The sequence below is a fragment of the Auraticoccus monumenti genome (assembly GCF_900101785.1).
Classification (GTDB): Bacteria; Actinomycetota; Actinomycetes; order Propionibacteriales; family Propionibacteriaceae; genus Auraticoccus; species Auraticoccus monumenti.
The window spans coordinates 4,168,030-4,189,908 of the sequence record NZ_LT629688.1 but is presented as its reverse complement, the minus strand read 5'-3'; the positions used below and the strand labels follow the sequence as shown (position 1 = coordinate 4,189,908).

At 74.0% G+C, this 21,879-nt stretch carries 2 protein-coding genes; both read right to left on the bottom strand.

Annotation, left to right across the window (positions count from 1 at the left end; all coding sequences use genetic code 11):
• Positions 1 to 31: 31 nt before the first annotated feature.
• Positions 32 to 7,582, bottom strand: a complete 7,551-nt coding sequence (locus tag BLT52_RS21770) for a DUF11 domain-containing protein (RefSeq protein ID WP_090595790.1) — start codon at positions 7,580 to 7,582, stop codon at positions 32 to 34.
• A 10-nt stretch (positions 7,583 to 7,592) separates the two neighbouring features.
• Positions 7,593 to 21,770, bottom strand: coding sequence for an isopeptide-forming domain-containing fimbrial protein (locus BLT52_RS21765; RefSeq protein WP_157677231.1), 14,178 nt, complete (start codon positions 21,768 to 21,770; stop codon positions 7,593 to 7,595).
• Between the last annotated feature and the right edge of the window lie 109 nt (positions 21,771 to 21,879).

The window sequence follows — 21,879 nt, the reverse complement described above, 5'->3', positions numbered from 1 at the left end:
GTGGAGTCTAGGGCTGTCGACCCGCCGCACCTCACCGTCGTCGACGCAGCCCGTTGGCCACCGAGCCGGCCCCGGCGAGCACCGTGACCAGGCCCAGCAGGGCCAGCAGGACCGGCGGCCCACCGGTGGTGGCCAGCGGGTCGCGGGGACCCGACGGGTCCGCCGGCTGATCGGGCGCCGTCGGCGGGACGCCCGGGTCGACGGGCTGCTGGGTCGGGTCGACGGGAGGCTCGGTCGGGTCGACCGGGGGTTCGGTCGGGTCGACCGGGGGCTCGGTCGGGTCGACGGGAGGCTCGGTCGGGTCCACCGGGGGCTCGGTCGGGTCGACCGGGGGCTCGGTCGGGTCGACGGGAGGCTCGGTCGGGTCCACCGGGGGTTCGGTCGGGTCGACAGGAGGCTCGGTCGGGTCGACCGGGGGCTCGGCGGGCTCGGCCGAGACCGAGGCGGAGGCGACGTCGCCGGAGGGGTCGAGGTCGACCGACGCCGAGGTCACCGAGGCGGTGTTCACCACCTCACCGGTCCCGGTCAGCCTGGCCTCCAGGGTCAGGGTGGCGCTCGCCCCGACCGTCAGACCGCCGACCGACCACAGCCCGGTACCCGGGTCGAACTCGCCCTGGTCGGCCTCGGCGTCCAGGAGCTGTGCCCCCTCGGGCCAGTCGTCCTCGACCACCACGGCGTCGGCGTCCGACGGCCCGTCGTTGCTCACCACCACGGTCCAGGTCACCACGTCACCCTGCCGGGCGTTCTCGGTGTCCACGGTCTTGCTGAGCTGCAGGTCCGACACCCGGCCCACCGGGTCGGTGGTGGTGGCGGTGTCGTCGGCCGGATCGGTCTCGGCGGTGGCCGAGCCGACCGTCGCCGAGTTGGTCAGCGTGCCGTCCAGGTCGCTGGCCAGGTCGGCGGTCACCGTCCAGGTCACCGAGGCGCCGGGGGCGAGCTCGGGCACCGAGCAGGTGACCGTGCTGCCGACCGGTGCGCAGCCCTCGGTGGCCACCGGCGTCGCCCCGGCGGGGAGCACGTCGGTCACGCTGACGTCACGGGCGACCGCCGGTCCCTCGTTGAGCACGGTGAGCCGCCAGCTGCCCTGCGTCCCCGCGGTCAGCGGACCGACGGCCGTCTTGGTGAGCGCCAGGTCGGCGCGTGCGACGGCGTCGCCGGAGACCGTGCCCTCGTCGTCGCTCACGTCGGGGTCGTCCGTGGCGGAGGAGACGGTCGCGGTGTTGGTGAACGTGTCCGAGGCGTAGTCGGCGGGGACGTCGACCACGACGCGGACGACCACCGGCTCGGCGCCGGGGGCGAGGTCGCCCAGGTCGCAGCCGACCACGCCGCCCTCGGTCGTGGTGCAGTCCGCACCGGTCACCGCGGTGACGGTCAGCTCCGGGTCCACCGGGTCGGTCACGGTGACGCCACGGGCGACCGAGGGTCCGGCGTTGGTCACGGCGAGGACGAAGGTGGCCGGCTCGCCGGGGGACAGGGTCCCGGGCTCGACGGTCTTCACCAGCGCCAGGTCGGCCTGGCCGACGACGGGCAGCGTGCTGCTGGCCACGTTGTCGCTGTCGTCGGGGTCGAGGGTCGTCCCCGTCACCGATGCCGTGCTGGTCAGGGTCGGGGCCGCGTAGTCGGCCGGGACCGCGGCGACCACGGTCAGGGTGAGGAACTGCCCGGGGGCGAGCTCACCGACCGTGCAGGTGCCGGTGACCGGGTCGCACTCCAGGCCGTCCCCGCTCAGGGAGACCAGGGTGACGCCGGCGGGCAGCAGGTCGGTGACCGTCACCCCGCGGGCCACGGCGGGCCCGTCGTTGCGGACCACCACGGTCCAGCTGATCTCGGTACCCGGCACCACGACCTGGCTGTCCGGCGCGTTCGTGACGGACAGGTCGGCGCGCGGGGCGGCGGGCCCGGAGACGGTGCCGGTGTTGTCCGCAGCGCTGGGGTCCGGGGTGGTGGCGCTGACGGTGGCGGAGTTGGTGAAGCCGGCCGGCTGGTAGCTCGCGGGGACGTCCACGTCGATGGTGATGACCACCGGGTCGGCGTCCGGCGCCAGGTCACCCAGGTCGCAGGTGACGGTCTGCCCGAGCTCGCAGTCGGCGCCGGAGACGGCGGTGACGGCGAGCGCGGGGTCGACGGGGTCGATGACGCGGACGTCGCGGGCGACCGAGGGGCCGGCGTTGTCGACGGTGAGGGTGAAGGTGGCCGGCTCACCGGGGGACAGCGTCCCCGGGTCGACGGTCTTGACCAGCGACAGGTCCGCGGAGGCGCTGACCGGGATGGTGCTGGAGGCCACGTTGTCGGTGTCGTCGGGGTCCGCGGTCGCGGCGGCCGCACCGGCGGTGGCGGTCAGCGTCGGCTGGTCGTAGCCCGCAGGCACGGTGGCCACCACGGTGAGAGTCCGCTCCTCACCCGGGGCCAGGTCGCCCAGGGTGCACAGCCCGGTGGCGGTGTCGCAGACCACGCCATCACCGGTCAGCGACACCAGGTTCACGCCCTCGGGCAGCACCTCGCTGAGGGTGACCGCGCGGGCGGTGGCCGGGCCGTCGTTGCGGACGACCACGGTCCAGCTGACCTGGCTGCCCGGCACCGCGGCGCCGGTGACCGGCGTCTGGGTGACGGAGAGATCAGCCGACGGTGCGGCCGGCCCGGAGACGCTCCCGGTGTTGTCGCCCTGGTCGGGGTCCGGTGTGGTGCTGGTGACCAGCGCGGTGTTGGCGAAGGTGCCGTCGGCGTAGCCGGGCGGCACGTCGACGTCGATGGTGATGACCACCGGGTCCGCGTCGGGGGCCAGGTCGCCCAGGGCGCAGCTGACGGTGCTGGTCCCGCCGACCTCGCAGTCCGCGCCGTCGACGGCGGTGACCTCGAGGGCCGGGTCGACCGGGTCGGTGACGGTGACGTCACGGGCCACCGACGGGCCGGCGTTCTCCACCGTGAGGGTGAAGGTGGCCGGCTCACCGGGGGAGAGCACGTCCGGGTCGACGGTCTTGACCAGCGACACGTCCGCGGAGGCCGCCGTGGTCAGCGTGCTGACCGAGACGTCGTTGCCCGCGTCGGGGTCGAGGGTGGTGGCGTCGACCGTGGCCGTGCTGGTCACCGTCGGGGCGTCGTAGCCGGCGCCGACCGCCGCCACCACGGTGAGGGTCCGGGACGCGCCCGGAGCCAGCTCGCCGAGGGTGCAGACGCCGGTGTCGAGGTCGCAGACCACGTCGTCGCCGCTGAGCGAGACCAGGGTCACGCCCTCGGGAAGCAGCTCGGTGAGGGTGACTCCCCGCGCGGTGGCGGGACCGGCGTTGCTGACCACGACCTGCCAGCTGACCTCGGTGCCGGGCACCGCGGTCCCGGTGACGGGCGTGGTGCTCACCGAGACGTCGGCGCGGGGGACGCTGTCGCCGGACACGGTGCCGGTGTTGTCCCCGGCGTCGGGGTCGGGGGTGGTCGAGGCGACGGTGGCGGAGTTGGTGAACGTGGCGGGCTGGAAGGTCTCGGGGACGTCCACGTCGATGGTGATGACCACGGGGTCGGCGTCGGGGGCCAGGTCGCCCAGGTAGCAGTCCACGGTGCCGCCGGTGACGGTGCAGTCCGCGCCGTCGGTGCCGGTGACCACGAGCTCGGCGTCCACCTCGTCGGTGACGCGGACGTCGCGGGCCACCGAGGGGCCGGCGTTCTCCACGGTCAGGGTGAAGGTGGCCGGCTCACCGGGGGAGAGGACGTCGGGGTCGACGGTCTTGACCAGGGACAGGTCGGCCGCGCCGGTGACGACGAGCGTGCTGCTGGCGACGTTGTCGGCGGTGTCGGGGTCGGTGGTGCTGGCGGTCACGGTGGCCGTGCTGGTCAGGGTGGGCTCGTCGAAGCCGGGGTCGATCTCGGCGACGACGGTCAGGGTCCGGCCCTCACCGGGGGCCAGGTCGCCCAGGCTGCAGACGCCGGTCCCGGTGTCGCACACGACGTCGTCGCCGGTCAGGGAGACCAGGGTGACGCCCGCGGGCAGCAGGTCGGTGAGGGTGGCGTTGCGGGCCAGGGCCGGGCCGTCGTTGGTGACCACGACCGTCCAGCTGACCTGGCCGCCGGGCACGGCCGGTCCGGGCCCGGGCACGTTGTTGACGCTGAGATCGGCCTGCGCGGCCGCCGGGCCGGAGACCGTGCCGGTGTTGTCGGTGGCGACCGGGTCCGGGGTGGCGGAGCCGACGACGGCGTTGTTGGTGAAGGTGTCGGCGGCGTAGTCGGCGGGGACGTCGACGTCGATGGTGATGACCACCGGCTCGGCGTCGGGGGCCAGGTCGCCCAGGTCGCAGGTGACGGTCTGGCCGATCTCGCAGTCGGCGCCGGAGACGCCGGTGACGGTCAGGGCCGGGTCGACCGGGTCGGTGACGGTGACCTGGCGGGCGACCGACGGGCCGGCGTTGTCCACGGTGAGGGTGAAGGTGGCCGGCTCACCGGGGGAGAGGACCTCCGGGTCCACGGTCTTGACCAGGGACAGGTCCGCCGAACCGGTGGCACCCAGGGTGCTGGGGGCGACGTTGTCGGTGGTGTCCGGGTCGGTGGTGGCAGAGGCGAGGCTGGCGGTGGAGGTCACCGTGGGCTGGTCGTAGTCGTCGGCGACGGCCGCGACCATGGTGAGGATGAGGGTCTGGCCGGGGGCGAGGTCGCCCAGGGCGCAGGTGGCGGTGGCCAGGTCGCAGTCGGTGTCGTCGCCGGTGACCGAGACGAGGGTGACGCCGGCGGGGAGGGCCTTGGTGAGGGAGACCCCGCGGGCGGTGGCCGGTCCGTCGTTGCGGACGAGGACGGTCCAGGTGACCTCGGTGCCGGGGGTGGCCTCGCCGGAGACCGGGGTGTTGGTGACCGACAGGTCGGCCAGCGGGGCGGCGTCACCGGAGACGGTGCCGGTGTTGTCGGCGGTGTCGGGGTCCTCGGTGGGTGAGCTGACCACGGCGTTGTTGGCGAAGGTGTCCGCGGCGTAGCCGGGGGGCACGTCCACGTCGATGGTGATGACCACCGGCTCGGCGTCGGGGGCGAGGTCGCCCAGGTCACAGCTGACGGTGCCGGTCTCGCTGATCTCGCAGTCCGCGCCGGTGGCGGCGGTGACCTCGAGGGCGGGGTCGACCGGGTCGGTGACCGTGACGGCGCGGGCGACGGACGGTCCGGCGTTGTCCACCGTGAGGGTGAAGGTGGCCGGCTCACCGGGAGACAGGGTCCCCGGGTCGACGGTCTTCACCAGCGACAGGTCCGCCAGCGGGGCGACCGGCAGCACGCTGGACCCGACGTTGTCGGCGGGGTCCGGGTCCACGGTCGTCGCGTCCACGGTGACCGTGCTGGTCACCGTGGACCGGTCGTAGTCGGCGGGCACGGCGGCGACCACGGTGAGCGTCCGGGACGCACCCGGAGCGAGGTCGCCCAGGGTGCAGCGTCCGGTGGCGGTGTCGCAGGTGACGCCGTCGCCGGTCAGGGAGACCAGGGTGACGCCGGCGGGCAGGACGTCCTGGGCGGTGACGCCCCGGGCCACGGAGGGCCCGTCGTTGCGGACCACCACGGTCCAGGTCGACTCGGTGCCGGGCACCGCGGCGGCGTCCACCGCGGTGTTGCTGACCACGAGGTCCGCCCGCGGGCTGGCCGGCAGCGTGCTGACGGCGACGTCGTCGCTGTCGTCGGGGTCGAGGGTGGCGGAGGCGACAGTGGCTGTGCTGGTCACCGACGGTGAGGTGTAGTCGGGGGCCACGGCAGCCACGACGGTGATCGTCCGGGACGCACCCGGCGCCAGGTCGCCGAGGGTGCAGACGCCGGTGGCGACGTCGCAGCTGACGCCGGCCCCGGTCAGGGACACCAGCGTGACGCCGCTCGGCACCACGTCGGTGAGGGTCACCCCGCGCGCCAGCGCGGGGCCGTCGTTGCTCACCACGACGGTCCAGGTGGCCTCGGTGCCCGGGACGGCCTCCTCGGAGACGGGCGTGTTGGTGACCGACAGGTCCGCGGTGGCCACCGCGTCGCCGGTCACGGTGCCGGTGTTGTTCCCGGCGCTCGGGTCCGGCGTGGTCGCGCTGACGGTGGCGGAGTTGGCGAACCCGGCCGGCTCGTAGTCGGCGGGGACGTCGACCTGGACGGTGATGACCACCGGGTCGGTGTCCGGGGCCAGGTCACCCAGGGAGCAGGTGACGGTCTGGGCGGTCTCGCAGTCGGCGCCGGAGACGGCGGTGACGGTGAGCGCGGGGTCGATCGGGTCGCTGACGGTGACCTCGCGGGCGACCGAGGGGCCGGCGTTGTCGACGGTGAGGGTGAAGGTGGCCGACTCGCCGGGGGACAGGGTCCCCGGGTCGACGGTCTTGACCAGCGACAGGTCCGCGGAGGCGGAGACCGGGATGGTGCTGGAGGCGACGTTGTCGGTGTCGTCAGGGTCGGCGGTCGCGGCGGCCGCACCGGCGGTGGCGGTCAGCGTCGGCTGGTCGAAGCCGGCGGGGACGGTGGCCACCACGGTGAGGGTGCGCTCCTGGCCGGGGGCGAGGTCGCCCAGGGTGCAGAGCCCGGTGGCGGTGTCGCAGACGGCGTCGTCACCGGTGAGGCTGACGAGGTCGACACCCTGGGGCAGGACCTCGCTGAGGGTGACCGCGCGGGCGGTGGCCGGGCCGTCGTTGCGGACGACGACGGTCCAGCTGACCTGGCTGCCGGGGACCGCGGTGCCGGAGACCGGGGTCTTGGTCACGGAGAGGTCGGCCAGCGGGGCGGCCGGTCCGGAGACGCTGCCGGTGTTGTCGTCGGTGTCGGGGTCGGCGGTGGTGCTGGCGACGAGGGCGGTGTTGGCGAAGGTGCCCGCGGCGTAGTCGGCGGGGACGTCGACGTCGATGGTGATGACCACCGGGTCGGCGTCGGGGACGAGGTCGCCGAGGTCGCAGCTGACGGTGCCGGTCCCGCCGATCTCGCAGTCCGCGCCCTCGGTGCCGGAGACGGTGAGGGCCGGGTCGACCGGGTCGGTGACGGTGACGTCACGGGCCACCGACGGGCCGGCGTTGGCCACGGTCAGGGTGAAGGTGGCCGGCTCGCCGGGGCTGAGGGTGCCCGGGTCGACGGTCTTCACCACGGAGACGTCCGCGGAGGCCACCGTGGTCAGCGTGCTGGAGGCGGTGTTGTCGGCGGGCACCGGGTCGGGGGTGCTCGAGGTCACCGAGACGGTGCTGGTCACCGTCGGGGCCTGGTAGTCCTCGTCCACGGCAGCCACCACGGTGAGGGCGCGCGTGGCGCCGGGGGCCAGGTCGCCGAGGGTGCAGACGCCGGTGTCGAGGTCGCAGACCACGTCGTCACCGCTGAGCGAGACCAGGGTCACCCCGTCGGGCAGCAGCTCGGTGAGGGTCACCTCCCGCGCGGTGGCCGGACCGGCGTTGCGGACCAGGACCTGCCAGGTGACCTCGGTGCCGGGCACCGCGGTCTCGCTGACGGGTGTGGTGCTCACGGAGAGGTCGGACTGCGCGGCGGCGTCACCGGAGACGGTGCCGGTGTTGTCGCCCTGGTCGGGGTCGGCGGTGGCCGCGGAGACCACGGTGGCGCTGTTGGTGAAGGTCGCGGGTCGGTAGTCGGCGGGGACGTCGACGTCGATGGTGATGACCACCGGGTCGGCGTCAGGGGGCGAGGTCGCCCAGGTCGCAGGTGACCACGCCGCCCTCGCTGACCTCGCAGTCGGCGCCGTCGGTGCCGGTGACGGTCAGGGCCGGGTCGACGGCGTCGCTGACCGTGACGTCACGGGCCACCGAGGGGCCGTCGTTGTCGACGGTGAGGGTGAAGGTGGCCGGCTCGCCGGGGGACAGCACCTCGGGGTCGACGGTCTTGACCAGCGAGAGGTCGGCCGCACCGACCACCAGCAGGGAGCTGGAGGACACGTTGTCGGTGTCGTCGGGGTCGACGGTCGTGCTCGTGACGCTGGCGGTGCTGGTCACCGTCGGCTCGGCGTACCCGGCCGCGACCTCGGCGAGCACGGTGAGGGTGCGGCTCTCACCGGGGGCCAGGTCGCCCACGGTGCACAGCCCGGTGGCGGTGTCGCAGACCACGTCGTCACCGGTCAGGGAGACCAGCGTGACGCCGGCGGGCAGCGCCTCCTGGACGGTGACGCCACGGGCCAGGGCCGGGCCGTCGTTGGTGACCACGACGGTCCAGGACACCTGGCCGCCGGGGACGGCGACGTCGGGGACCGGGGTCGTGGCGACCGAGAGGTCGGCGCGGGCCGCCGCCGGGCCGGACACGGTGCCGGTGTTGTCGGCGGGGACCGGGTCCGGGGTGGCCGAGCTGACCACGGCGTTGTTGGCGAAGGTGTCGGCCGCGTAGCCGGCGGGGACGTCGACCTCGATGGTGATGACCACCGGGTCCGCGTCGGGGGCGAGGTCGCCGAGCTCGCAGGTCACGGTGCCGGTCTCGCCGACCTCGCAGTCGGCGCCGTCGACGGCGGTGACCTCGAGGGCGGGGTCGACCGGGTCGAGCACCCGGACGTCACGGGCGACGGAGGGGCCGGCGTTGTCCACGGTGAGGGTGAAGGTGGCCGGCTCACCGGGGCTGAGGGTGCCCGGGTCGACGATCTTGACCAGGGACAGGTCGGCCGAACCGGTGGCACCCAGGGTGCTGGGGGCGACGTTGTCGGTGGTGTCGGGGTCGGTGGTGGCGGAGGCGAGGCTGGCGGTGGAGGTCACGGTGGGTTGGTCGTAGTCGTCGGCGATGGCGGCGACCATGGTGAGGGTGAGGGTCTGGCCGGGGGCGAGGTCGCCCAGGGTGCAGGTGCCGGTGGTCAGGTCGCAGTCGGCGTCGTCGCCGGTGACCGAGACCAGGACGACGCCGGCGGGGAGGGCCTTGGTGAGGGAGACCGCGCGGGCGGTGGCGGGTCCGTCGTTGCGGACCACGACGGTCCAGGTGACCTCGGTGCCGGGGGTGGCCTCGCCGGAGACGGGGGTGTTGGTGACCGACAGGTCGGCCAGCGGGGCGGCGGGTCCGGAGACGGTGCCGGTGTTGTCGGCGGTGTCGGGGTCCTCGGTGGGTGAGCTGACCACGGCGTTGTTGGCGAAGGTGTCGGCGGCGTAGCCGGGGGGCACGTCGACGTCGATGGTGATGACCACCGGGTCGGCGTCGGGGGCGAGGTCGCCCAGGTCGCAGCTGACGGTGCCGGTCTGGCCGATCTCGCAGTCGGCGCCGGAGACTGCGCTGACGGTCAGGGCCGGGTCGACGGGGTCGGTGACGGTGACGTCGCGGGCGACGGACGGCCCGTCGTTGGCCACGGTCAGGGTGAAGGTGGCCGGCTCACCCGGGGACAGGGTCGTCGGGTCCACCGTCTTGACCAGCGAGAGGCCGGCGAGCGGACGGACCGGGAGCGTGCTGGTGTCCACGTCGTCGGTGGCGTCGGGGTCGGCGGTGGTGGCGCCGACCGTGGCGGTGCTGGTCAGCGTCGGGGCGTCGTAGCCGGGGTCGACCGCGGCGACCACGGTGATCGTCCGGGTCTCGCCCGGGGCCAGGTCGCCGACGGTGCACAGACCGGTGGCGGTGTCGCAGGTGACGCCGTCGCCGGTGAGGGAGACCAGGGTGGCGCCGGTGGGGACCACGTCGCGCACGGTGACGCCGCGGGCCAGCGACGGGCCGTCGTTGCGCACGACGACCGTCCAGCTCGCGTCGGTGCCGGGCACGACCTCGGTGCCGGTCGGGGTGATGTCCACCGCCAGGTCGGCCTGGGGGCTGACCGCGAGCGCGCTGACCGACACGTCGTCGGTGGCGTCGGGGTCCTCGGTGGTGGCCGCCACGGTGGCGGTGCTGGTCACCGTGGGCTGGTCGTAACCGGCCGGGACGGCGGCCACGACGGTCAGGGTGCGGCTCGCCCCCGGGGCGAGGTCACCCAGGGTGCAGACGCCGGTGGCGGTGTCGCAGCTGGCGTCGGCCCCGCTGAGGGAGACGAGGGTGACCCCGGCGGGCAGCACCTCGGACAGGGTGACGCCCCGCGCCAGGGCGGGTCCGTCGTTGCGGACCACGAGCTCCCAGCGCACCTCGGTCCCGGGCACGGCGAGCTCGGAGAGCGGGGTGGTGGTCACCGAGAGGTCGGCCACCGCGGCGGCGTCCCCGGTCACGGTGCCGGTGTCGTCGGTCGGGTCGGGGTCGTCGGTGGCGGAGGAGACGGTGGCGGCGTTGGTGAAGGTGGTCGGGGCGTAGTCGGCGGGGACGTCGACGTCGATGGTGATGACCACCGGGTCGGCGTCGGGGGCCAGGTCGCCCAGGTCGCAGGTGACGGTCTGGGCGACCTCGCAGTCGGCGCCGGAGACGCCGGTGACGGTCAGCGCCGGGTCGATCGGGTCGGTGACGGTGACGTCGCGGGCCGCCGAGGGGCCGGCGTTGTCCACGGTGAGGGTGAAGGTGGCCGGCTCACCGGGGCTGAGGGTGCCCGGGTCGACGGTCTTGACCAGCGACAGGTCGGCCGAGCCGACCACGGCGAGGGTGCTGGTGGCCACGTTGTCGGTGTCGTCGGGGTCGAGCGTGGTGGCGGCGACGCTGGCGGTGCTGGTCACCGTGGGCTCGGCGTAGTCGGCGGCGACGGCGGCGACCACCGTGATGGTGCGGATCTCGTCGGGGGCGAGGTCACCGATCGCGCAGCTGCCGGTGGCGACGTCGCAGGTGACGCCGGTGCCGCTGAGGGAGACCAGCGTGACGCCGGCGGGGACGACGTCGGTCAGGGTGACCCCACGGGCCACCGCGGGACCGGCGTTGTCGACCACGACCGTCCAGGTGACCTGGCTGCCGGGCACCGCCGCACCGGAGACCGGGGTGTTGGTGACGGACAGGTCGGCCCGCGGGGCGGCGTCGCCGGACACGGTGCCGATGTTGTCGTCGTTGTCGGGGTCGGCGGTGGTGGAGGAGACCACGGCGCTGTTGGAGAAGGTGTCGGTGGAGTAGTCGGCGGGGACGTCGACGTCGATGGTGATGACCACCGGGTCGGCGTCGGCGGCCAGGTCACCCAGGTCGCAGGCGACGACGCCGGCGTCGCTGACCGAGCACTCGACGTCCGCCCCGGTCACCTGGGTGCCGATGATGTCGAGGGCGGGGTCGACCGGGTCGACGACCCGCACGCCGCGGGCCGTGGAGGGGCCGGTGTTGTCGACGGTGAGGGTGAAGGTGGCGGGCTCGCCCGGGGACAGCACCTCGGGGTCGACGGTCTTCACCAGCGACAGGTCCGCCGAGGCGGCCGCGCCCAGGGTGCTCACGGCGAGGTTGTCGGTGGGCACGGGGTCGGGGGTGGTCGAGGTGACCGAGACGGTGCTGGTCACCGTCGGGGCCTGGTAGTCCTCGTCCACGGCGGCCACCACGGTGAGGGTGCGCGTCGCGCCGGGGGCCAGGTCGCCGAGGGTGCAGGCGCCGGTGCCGGTGTCGCACTCGACGTCGTCACCGGTGGCCGAGACCAGGGTGACCCCGGCCGGCAGCAGCTGCTGCAGGGTCACCCCGCGGGCCAGGGCCGGCCCGTCGTTGGTGACCACGACCTCCCAGGTCGCCTCGGTGCCGGGGACGGCTGCGCCGGAGACCGGGGTGTTGGTGACGGTCAGGTCCGCCAGCGGGGCCGCGGGTCCGGAGACGGTGCCGGTGTTGTCCCCGGTCAGCGGGTCCGGGGTGGGCGAGGTGACCGTGGCGGAGTTGGAGAAGGTGTCGGTCGCGTAGCCGGGGGGCACGTCGACGGCGATGGTGATGACCACCGGGGGCGCGTCCGGGGCCACGTCACCCAGGTCGCAGGTGACCACACCGGTGTCGCTGGTGCTGCAGTCGGCGCCGGTCACCGCGGTGACCTCCAGGGCGGGGTCGACCGGGTCGGTGACGGTCACCGCGCGGGCGACCGACGGGCCGGCGTTGTCCACCGTGAGGGTGAAGGTGGCCGGCTCGCCGGGGGACAGCGTCCCGCGGTCGACGGTCTTGACCAGCGACAGGTCGGCGGAGGTGGCCACCGGGCCCGCGACGGTGAAGGAGTTGTCGGCGGGCACCGGGTCGGTGGTGGTCGAGCTGACGGTGGCGGTGTTGCTGAAGGTCGCCGCGGCGTAGTCGGTGGGGACGTCCACGGTGACGTCGACCACGACGGGGGTGCCGTCGGCGGGCAGGTCGCCCAGGGCGCAGCTGACCAGACCCTCGACGGTGGTGCACGCATCGGCGGGACCGGACACGCCGGTGAGGCCCAGGGCGGGGTCGACCGCGTCGGTGAGGACGACCTGGCGGGCGGTGGAGGGCCCGTCGTTGGCGACGGTGATGGTGAAGGTGGCCGACTGCCCCGCGACCAGGGTGGCCGGGTCCGCGGTCTTGGTGACCGACACGTCGGCGGACCCGGTGAGGGTGGTCACCTGGGTGTCGCTGTTGTCCGCGACGTCGCCGTCAGGGGTGGTGGAGGTGGCGGTGGCGGTGTTGTCGACGGTGCCCGTGGCCTCGGGGGAGATGGTCCCGACGAGGGTGACGGCGAACGGCGTCGCCCCGGGGGCGAGGTCGCCGACCGCGCAGCTGACCAGGTTCCCGGTCACGGTGCAGTCGCTGCCCTCGCTCTCGACCTGGACCCCGGTGACCGAGGCGGGCACGGCGTCGGTGAGCTGGACCGCGCGTGCGGTGGAGGGCCCCTCGTTGGCGACCTCGAGGGTCCAGCTGATGGTCTCCCCGGGGGTGCCGCTGTCCGGGCCGGTCTTGGTGACGGCGAGGTCGGCCTCGGTGGTCACGGTGCTGGTGGAGCTGTCGGCGTTGTCGTCCTGCTCGGCGTCGGGGGTGGACGAGGTGACCGAGGCGGTGTTGGTCAGCTCGGTGCCGGTGAAGCCGGGGTCGAGGGTGGTGGTGACCGTGACGTCCACGGACCCGCCCGGGTCGAGGGTGCCCACGGTGCAGGACACGCCGTCGTCGGTGCTGCAGTCGACCGCGTCGGGCGCGTCCACCGTGACGTCGGTGAGGCCGTCGGCCAGCGGGTCGACGAGGAGCACGTCACGGGCCACCGACGGTCCGGCGTTGGCCACGGTGAGGGTCCAGCTGATCTCCCCACCGGCCACGACCGTCTCGTCGTCGGTCGTCTTGGTCACCGACACACCGGCCGCCCTCAGGACGGTGGTGGAGGAGGTCACCTCGTTGTCGCCGGGGTTGGGGTCGGTGGTCGAGGTGGTGAGGACCGCCCGGTTGGCCAGCGACTCGGCGGTGACGTCGGCCGGCAGCTGACCGGTGGCGGTGACCTGCACGGCGGCGTCGCCGCCGGGAGCCAGGTCACCGAGCTGGCAGACCAGGCCGTCGCACTCCACGCCGGCCGGCCCGCTCAGGGTGAGACCGGTGACGCCGTCGGGGGCGACGTCGGTGAGCTCGACGTCGCGGGCCACCGAGGGTCCGGCGTTGGACACGGTGATGGTCCAGGAGACCTCGCCCCCGGCGGTGAAGGTGCCGCCGACGGCCTGCTTGGAGACGTTGACGTCGGCGCGGGCGAGCACCTCGGTGTCGACGGAGTCGCTGCGGCCGTCGGGGCTGTCGTCGTCGGCGATCGAGTCGTCGGTGGGGGACGTGGCGGTGGCGGTGTTGGTGATGGTGCCGGTGTCGTAGTCCGCCGGCAGCCCGCCGACCACCGAGAGGGTGATGGTGGCCTCGTTGTCGGGGGCCAGCGCGCCGACCTCGCAGCGCACCGCACCGTCGTCCTGGGTGCAGGTGCCCTGGCTGCTCAGCACGCTCACCGGACCGACCCCGGTGGGGAGCTGGTCGGTGACGACGACGCCCTCGGCGGAGGACGGACCGTCGTTGCGGACGGTCACCGTCCAGCCGAGCGCCTCGCCGGCCGTGACGCTCTCCGGTCCGGTCTTGGTGACGGTCAGGTCGGCCGCCCGACCCACCGGTGAGCTCAGGGTGGTGGAGTCGTTGCCGGGTGCGGGGTCGGTGGTCGCGGTGGAGACGGTGGCGGTGGTGGAGAGGCTGGTGCCGGTGAAGCTGCTGACCAGCTCGACCGCGAGGCGGACCTGCACCGAGGCCCCGGCGGGCACCGTGCCCAGGGCGCAGTCCACCTGGTCCCCGGCCGCGGTGCAGGAGCCCTGGGTGGTGTCCAGGTCACCGGTGAGCACCAGGCCGGTCGGGAGCACGTCGCGCAGGCTCACCAGCTGGGCGTCCGACGGGCCGTCGTTGGTGACGGTCAGCAGGTAGCTGCCGGGGCGTCCGGCGACGAAGCTCGTGGGGTCGGCGGAGATGCTCACCGACACGTCGGCGGAGGTGACCACGGCGGACTCCGCCACGGAGGTGTCGTCGTCGGAGCTGGCGTCGGGGGTGGCGGCGGTCACCGTCGCGGTGGAGCTGATGGTGGTGGCGGTGGACGAGGCCGGGAGGGTGGCCCGGACCGTGACCTGCACCGAGCTGCCGCTGGCCAGGTCACCCAGCGCGCAGGTGACGGTGTCCCCGGTGACGTCGCAGGTCTGGTTGCCGAAGGTCGCGGAGACGCCGGTCAGCCCGGCGGGGAGCAGGTCGGTGAGCTGGACCGCGGTGGCGTCCGAGGGTCCGCCGTTGGTCACGGTGACCACCCACTCGACCTCCTCACCGGCGACCACGGCGTCGGGCCCGTCGTTGACCACCGAGAGCTCGGCGTCGCTGTCAGGGTCGAACGTCACCGCGGTGGTGTTGCTGCCGGGCTGCGGGTCGGTGGTGTCGGCGCTGACGGTCGCGCGGTTGGTCAGCTCGCCGGTCGAGCCGGCGTCCAGGGTGCCGACGACCGTGGCCACGGCCGTCGCGCCGTCGGCGAGGGGGCCGTCCAGGGTGCAGGTGGCGACCTGGCCGTCGACGGTGCAGACGCCGCCGGGGAGGGTGGCGCTGGTCGGGGTGACCGACCCGGGGAGGGTGTCGGTGAGCACGACGCCGGTGGCCTGCGAGGGGCCGTCGTTGGTCGCCAGGACCTCGAAGGTGATGGGTGCGCCGGCCACGGCGTCGCCGAGCAGGCGCTTGGAGACCCGCAGGTCGGCGCTGGTCACCACGGCGGTGGTGCTGGGGGAGGTGTTGTCGGCCGGCACCGGGTCCGCGGTGGGGCTGGTGGCGGTGGCCGTGGTGGTCACGGCCGACCCGGCGTAGGCCTGGTCGAGCAGGGCCGAGACCGTGACCACCGCGGAGGACTGCGCAGCCAGATCGCCGAGGTCGCAGAGGACCTCGGTGCCGGTGACCACGCAGGGGACGCCGTCGACCGTGGCGGTGACGCCGCTCAGGCCGGGGCCGAGGAGGTCGGAGAGCTGGACGGTGCGCGCGGTGGACGGTCCGACGTTGCGGACCTCGACCAGCCAGGCGGCCCGCTCACCGGCGGTGAAGGTGCCGGTGGCGGACGTGTTGGTGACCCGGAGGTCGGCCTCGGTGCTGATGGTGGTCGTGGTGGTGCTGGAGTTGTTGGCCGGGACGGGGTCGGTGGTGCTGCCGCTCACGGTGGCGGTGGCCGACACCTCGGTGGCGGTGGTGCCGGGGTCGACCACCCCGGTCACCGTGAGCGTGACGGAGCCACCGGTGGGCAGGGAACCGAGGGGGCAGCTGACGGTGGTGCCCTGCACCACGCAGTCCTGGCCGTTGATGGTGGCGGCCAGCGAGCCGACGACGTCGGAGGTCACCTCGGTGACGAGGATGCCGCGGGCGTCGGAGGGGCCGTTGTTGGTGACGCGGACGTCCCAGCTGATCGGGGCGCCGGCGACCACGGTGGGGGGAGCCTGCTGGACGACGGCCAGGTCGGCCGAGGTGGTCACGGTGGTGGAGAGGGTGGTGGTGTCGTTCGAGCGGTCGGGGTCCTCGGTGTCGGCCTGGACCGAGACGCGGTTGCCCAGGTCGGCGGCGGTGAGGTCGGCGGTGACCGTGCCGGTGATGGTCGCGGTGGCGCTGGCGCCGTCGGCGAGCGTGGGGACGGTGCAGGTGACCTCGGAACCCTCGATGGCGCAGTTCCCGCCCAGCGCCGGGTCGGTCAGGGTCGCGGAGGCGGCGCTGAACCCGGCCGGCAGGGTGTCGATGATCTTGACGCCCCGGGCGGTGGAGGGTCCGACGTTGGTGGCGACCACGGTGTAGGTGAGCGCGCCGCCCGCGGTGGCGGTGGCCGGGTCGGCGGTCTTGCTGACGCGGAGGTCCGCTGCGGCGACGACCGGGGAGGTGGCGGTGTCGGAGTTGTCGGTCGGGTCGGCGTCGGGGACGTCGGAGCCGACGGTGACGGTGTTGCTCAGCTCCTCACCGGTGAAGTCCGCGGCCAGCGCGCCGACCAGGGTGACGGCGAAGCTGTCCTGGGCGGCCAGGGTGCCGAGGGCGCAGCTGATCTCCGCGCCCGTGACGGTGCACCCGCCCCGCGGGGTCTCGGCCGCGGTGAAGGTGACACCCGTCGGGGCGGTGTCGACCAGGGTGACGTCGGTGGCGTCGGAGGGTCCGCCGTTGGTCACGGTGACCTGCCAGCGGACGTCCTCGCCGGCGACGGGCGCCTCGAGCAGGCTCTTGTCGGCCGACAGGTCCGCCGACGCACCCACCACGGACTCGACGGTGGCGGCGCCCTGGGTCGGGTCGGGGTTGGCCGAGGTCGCGTCCGCGGTGTTGACCAGGGTGCTGCCCGGTGCGGTGGCCGACGGGACGGTGACGGTGACCGTGGCGGTCAGGGGGTCGGCGCCCACGGCGAGGGCGGGCCAGGTGCAGACGACCGTGTCCCCGGAGGGCGAGCAGCTGCCGTCACCCGTGGCGGTGGCCGAGACGAAGGCGACGCCGCTCGGGAGCGTGTCGACCAGGCGCACGTCGCGGGTGGAGGAGGGGCCGGCGTTGGTGACCGACAGGGAGTAGGTGACCTGGCCGCCGGCGACCACGGGGCCGGAGCTGACGGTCTTGCTCACCCCGAGGTCGCTGCGTCCACCCACCACGCTGGTCACGTCGTCGGTGTCGTCGTCGGGGTCGGGGTCGGAGGTGGCCGTGCTGACGGTGGCGCTGTTGGTGAGGGTGCGGCCGGCGAGGTCGGGCGCCAGGTCCACGTCCAGGATGACCGTGAGGATCTCACCGGGGGTCATGGTGCCCAGCTCGCAGGTGACGGTCCGGCCGTCGGCGGAGCACTCGCCGGCGCCGCCGGCGGTGTCCAGCGTGGTGCCCTCGGGCAGCTGGTCGGTGACGACCACCTCGGTGGCGTCGGAGGGGCCGTTGTTGGTCACGGTGAGCTGGTAGCGCTGGGGCTCGCCGGCGGTCGGCTCGCTGAGGACGGCACCCTTGACCAGGCTGACGTCGGCGCTGGTCCGCACGGTGGTGGTGGCCCCGTCGGTACGGCTCCCGGGGGTCTGGTCCGGTGTCGGCGAGGTCACCGTGGCGGAGTTGGCGAGCTCGGAGCCCTCGGCCAGCGAGCTGTCGACCAGCGCATTGAAGCTGATGGTGTTCGAGGTCCCGGCCTCGAGCGCGGCGAGGGTGCAGCTGATGCTCGTGGGCGTGGAGGCCGAGCAGTCGGCCGACCCGCCGGCCAGGCCGGGCAGCACCGTGACGCCCTCGGGCAGCGCGTCGGTGATCGCGAGGTCGACGGCGTCGGAGGGACCGGCGTTGACCACGGTGAGGGTGTAGGTGGTGGCGCCGCCGGCGACCACGGACTCGGAGCCGACGTCCTTGATCATCCGGAGGTCGGCGGACTGCACCACGGGGGCGGTGACCGAGGCCGTGGTGTCCCCGGGCTGGGGGTCCTCGGTGCCGGAGGTCAGCGTGGCGGAGTTGCTCAGCTCGCCGGTGGCGGCCGCGTCGACCCGGACCTGCACGGTCACGACGGCGCTGGCCCCTGCGGCCAGGCGGTCCTTCTCGCAGCTGACGGTCTGGCCGCTCACCGTGCAGGTGCCGAGGGTGGAGGACACCGACTCCGCGACCAGGCCCTCGGAGAGCTCGTCGGTCAGGGTCAGGTCGACGGCGTCCGAGGGGCCGTCGTTCTCCAGGGTCAGCACATAGGTCGCGGTGGCGCCGGCCACCAGTGTCTCGGGTGTGACCTCCTTGGTCAGGCTGACGTCGGCGCTGGTGACCACCTCGAGCAGGGAGGTGGACTGGTCGTTGGCGGGATTGGGGTCGGTGGCGCTGGACCCGATGAAGGCGCTGCCGGGGATCTCGCCGGCGGGGATGTCGCTGGGGACGGTGGCCTGCAGCTGCACGGTGGTGTCGGTACCGGGGGCCAGGGTGCCCAGTGCGCAGCGCACGGTCTCCCCGATCACCTCGCAGGCGCCGCCACTGGAACCGGGGACCGGGATCAGGCCCGGCGGGACCTGACCGGTGACGATCGTGTTGCGGGCGACCGAGGGTCCGGCGTTGGTGATCCGGAGCTGGTAGGTGGCCACCTCGCCGGCGGCCACGGGGTCGGCGGGCGGGCTCAGGACCACCCCGAGGTCGGCCTGGGTGACCACCGTGGTCCCGGAGGTGGAGCTGTTGTTCGACGCCGTCGGGTCGGTCGGGGTCTCCGCGCTGACCGAGGCGGTGTTGGAGCTCGCGCCGAGCGCCGTGGGGGCGACCGCCCCGGTGATCTCCACCGTGACGACCTCGTCGTCGTCGAGGGAGCCCACGGCGCAGGTGACCCGGTCCGCGGCGACCGTGCAGGACGCGCCGTTGCTGGCGGTGGCCGCGGTGAAGGTCACGCCCGGGGGTGCCGTGTCGGTGACGACGACGCCCGAGGCGGCCGAGGGGCCGGAGTTGGTGGCGCGCAGGGTGTAGGTGACGGGGAGCCCGGCGACCAGCGGGGTGGGGGAGGTGGTCTTGGTCAGGGACAGGTCGGCGCTGGCGCCGGTGGTCGAGGTGAAGGAGGCGTCGTTGTAGGCCGCGGTGGGGTCGGGGCTGGTCGCGGTGACCGTCGCGTCGTTGGCGATGCCCCCGACCGGGAGGGTGGAGTCGGTGTCCACGACGACGGTCCGGGTGACGGTCTGGCCCACGTCGAGGGCGCCCACCGGGCAGGTGACCTCCTGGCCGTCCACGGTGCAGTCGGCGGCGCCCTGGAAGGTGGTGCCGTCGGGGAGGACGTCGGTGATGCTGACGCCGGTGGCTCGCGAGGGGCCGTTGTTCCCGACGGTGAGGGTGTAGGTGAGCTCGGTTCCGGCGACCACCGGGTTCGGGGTGGCGGTCTTGGTGAGGAACACGTCGGCGCTGACCGTGACCTGGGCGGTGCCGGTGGCGGAGTCGTCGCCGGTGTCGCCCTGGGGGGTGGCGGTGGAGACGAAGGCGGTGTTGGCCAGCGGGCCGGCCGCGCGGGCGGCGGAGACGTCGCCGACCAGCTGGACGGTGGCGCTCGCCCCGGGACCGATCCGCCCGAGCTCGCAGCGGAGGTCGCCGCCGGTGAGCGCGCAGGTCCCCTGGCTTGCGTTGGCGCCCGTGGCGGTGAAGCCGGCGACGGCCGGGTCGGTCAGCACCACGTCGTTGGCGTCGCTGGGTCCGGAGTTGGTGACCACGACGGTGAAGCGGGCGCGGCTGCCGGCGGTGATCGAGGTCGCCGAGGGGGTCTTGGTCAGGCTGAGCTCGGCCCGCTGGGTGACGGTCGTGGTGGCGCTGGCGGTGTTGTTGGCGGGCACCGGGTCACCGGTGCCGGAGGAGGCGGTGGCGGTGTTGACCACGGAGCCGGTGGGCGACCCGGGGTCCAGGCGTCCGACCACGGTGACCGTCCGGGTGGCGCCGGGGGCCAGCTCGCCGAAGGTGCAGCTCACCTGGTTGTTGGCGTTGGTGCAGGTGCCGCCGTCGGAGGCGCTGGCCCGGACGAAGGTGGCGCCGTCGGGCAGCAGGTCGGTGAGGGAGGCGGTGACGGCCGAGGACGGCCCGTTGTTGGTCAGGGTGGCGGTCCAGGTAACCTCCTCGCCGGCGGCGGCGCTGGCCGGCCCGGTGACGGTGGCGGCCAGGTCCGCGGCGCGGGTGAGCGTCGTGGAGGCGGTGGTGCTGTTGTTGCCGGGGACGTCGTCACCGGTGGAGGTGGTGACCGAGGCGCGGTTGACCAGGGTGCCGGCGGAGGCGCCGGGTGGCACCTCGACGACCACGGGGATGGTGACCGTGGCGCCGGGGGCCAGGGTGCCGAGCTGGCAGGTGACGGTGCTCCCGGACTGGCCGCAGGTGCCGGTGGAGGGGGTGGCCGAGACGAAGGTGACGCCGGCGGGCAGGGTGTCGGTGACCACCGTGTTCTCGGCGTCGTTGGGTCCGTTGTTGGTGACGGTGAGGTTGTAGGTGACCCGCCTGCCGGCGGTCTGGGTGGGCGGGGTCGAGGTGCTGGTGATGGCCAGGTCGGCGATCTCGCCCACCGGGGTGGTCACGGTGTTGCCGTTGAACGTGTAGTCCTGACCCAGCGTGACGGCGCGGTAGTCCAGCTGCGCGGTGTTGGCCAGGGTGGTGCCCGCGGCGGCGCGGTCCACGGTCACCCGGAACCTGAACGTGGTGGTGGCCCCGGGGGCGATGGTGCCACCGGTGGTGGCCGTCGCACCGGTGCCCAGCCGGACCCTGACGGTGCGTCCGGCGGCGTCGTACTCGCCCTGGTCGTCCCCGGCGGCGTCGGTCTTGGGACCGGTGCCGGCGCCCGCGGTGACGGCGAGGCTGCCCGGCACGAAGGTGGCGCCGACGGGCAGCTCGTCGCGGACGACCGCGTTCGCGGCGGCGTCGCCACCGGTGTTGGAGAAGCTGACCGTGTACTCCAGCGTGTCACCGGCCTGGGCGGTGCTGCTGCCGCTGAGGTTCACCACCGACTTGGTGATCTCGGGGAAGCGCGGGGAGTACAGGTCGATCGCGGTGGTGATGATCCCGGGGTAGTAGTAGTCCCCGGTGGTGGTGGCCTGGAGGGTCGTCGAGGTCTGGTTGTTGGAGAGCAGGCCGCTGGCGTTGCTCGTGCCCATGTCCACGCCGAGGTTGTTCAGGTAGCTGGGGTTCCGGGTCGTCACCGTGGAGCCCAGGTTGGTGATCCGGGAGGTGAAGTAGTTGTTCGCCGGGCGGGCGGCGTCGGAGAGGGTGGAGCCGTTGAAGCGCAGCGCGTCGCCGGTGCTGCCCTGGTCACCCTCCCAGGCCACGAAGCCGACCGAGGCGTTGACGGTGCCGCTGGCCGGGGTGCGGAACCCCGAGACCGGGATGTCCACGGTGGAGTTGGCGGTGCTCGTGCTGGTGACGTCGGCGAAGCCCTGGAAGATGGTGAGGTTGCGCAGCGGCAGCGCGGGGTTGCGGTAGGCGACCACCAGGGACCAGCCGGCGTAGCGGTCCCCACCCGTGGCGGCGCGGATGTTGCCGACCCAGTAGGTGCCGGTGCCGGCGGCCCGCACCTGCGCGGTGACGTCGACCGCGGCCTGGTAGACCCCGCCGTCGGTGGTGGACAGACCCGCGGGGGCGTACACCTGGTCGGTCGGTGCGGTCACGGTGCTGTAGGCGGTCTGGCCGGGGGTGCGGAAGGCGACCTGTCCGATGTTGCCGGAGGACGCGGCGCCGTTCGTGCCGGCCGTCTGCCGGCCGCTCCAGACCAGGCGGGCGTGCAGCACCGTGGAGCCGGTGGGGAGGGTGAGCTCGCTGGAGGTGGAGTTGGTGGTGGCCCCGACGTTGTCGTTGTCCAGGAACGTCATGGTGTGGCCGTTGTTGCTGTTGAGGCTGGCCGTCGAGGCCGTGCCGTTGCGGGCGGCGGTGCACTCGTTGCCGCCGGTGGGGCAGCTCATCTGGGCGTTGCCCACGATGGCGATGGTGCCGTTCTCGTTGCTCTGGTACACCGAGTTGAACGGGTTGCGGACCGCGGCCTCGGCGGTGTCCCTCGCGGGCAGGACGACCAGTCCGAGGGTGCTGGCCAGCACGGTGCAGACGGTGAGCACCAGGACCTGGCGGAGCGTGCGGGCACGACGGGGAAGAGAGGGGAGCACGTAACAGTCTTCCTTGAGTGTTCGCGGCGTCCCCTGAAACCCGTCTGTGACGGTCGCCGCGGTGAGACTATGTCGACAGTGACCGGTCGGGCAAGGGGCGTCGGCGTAT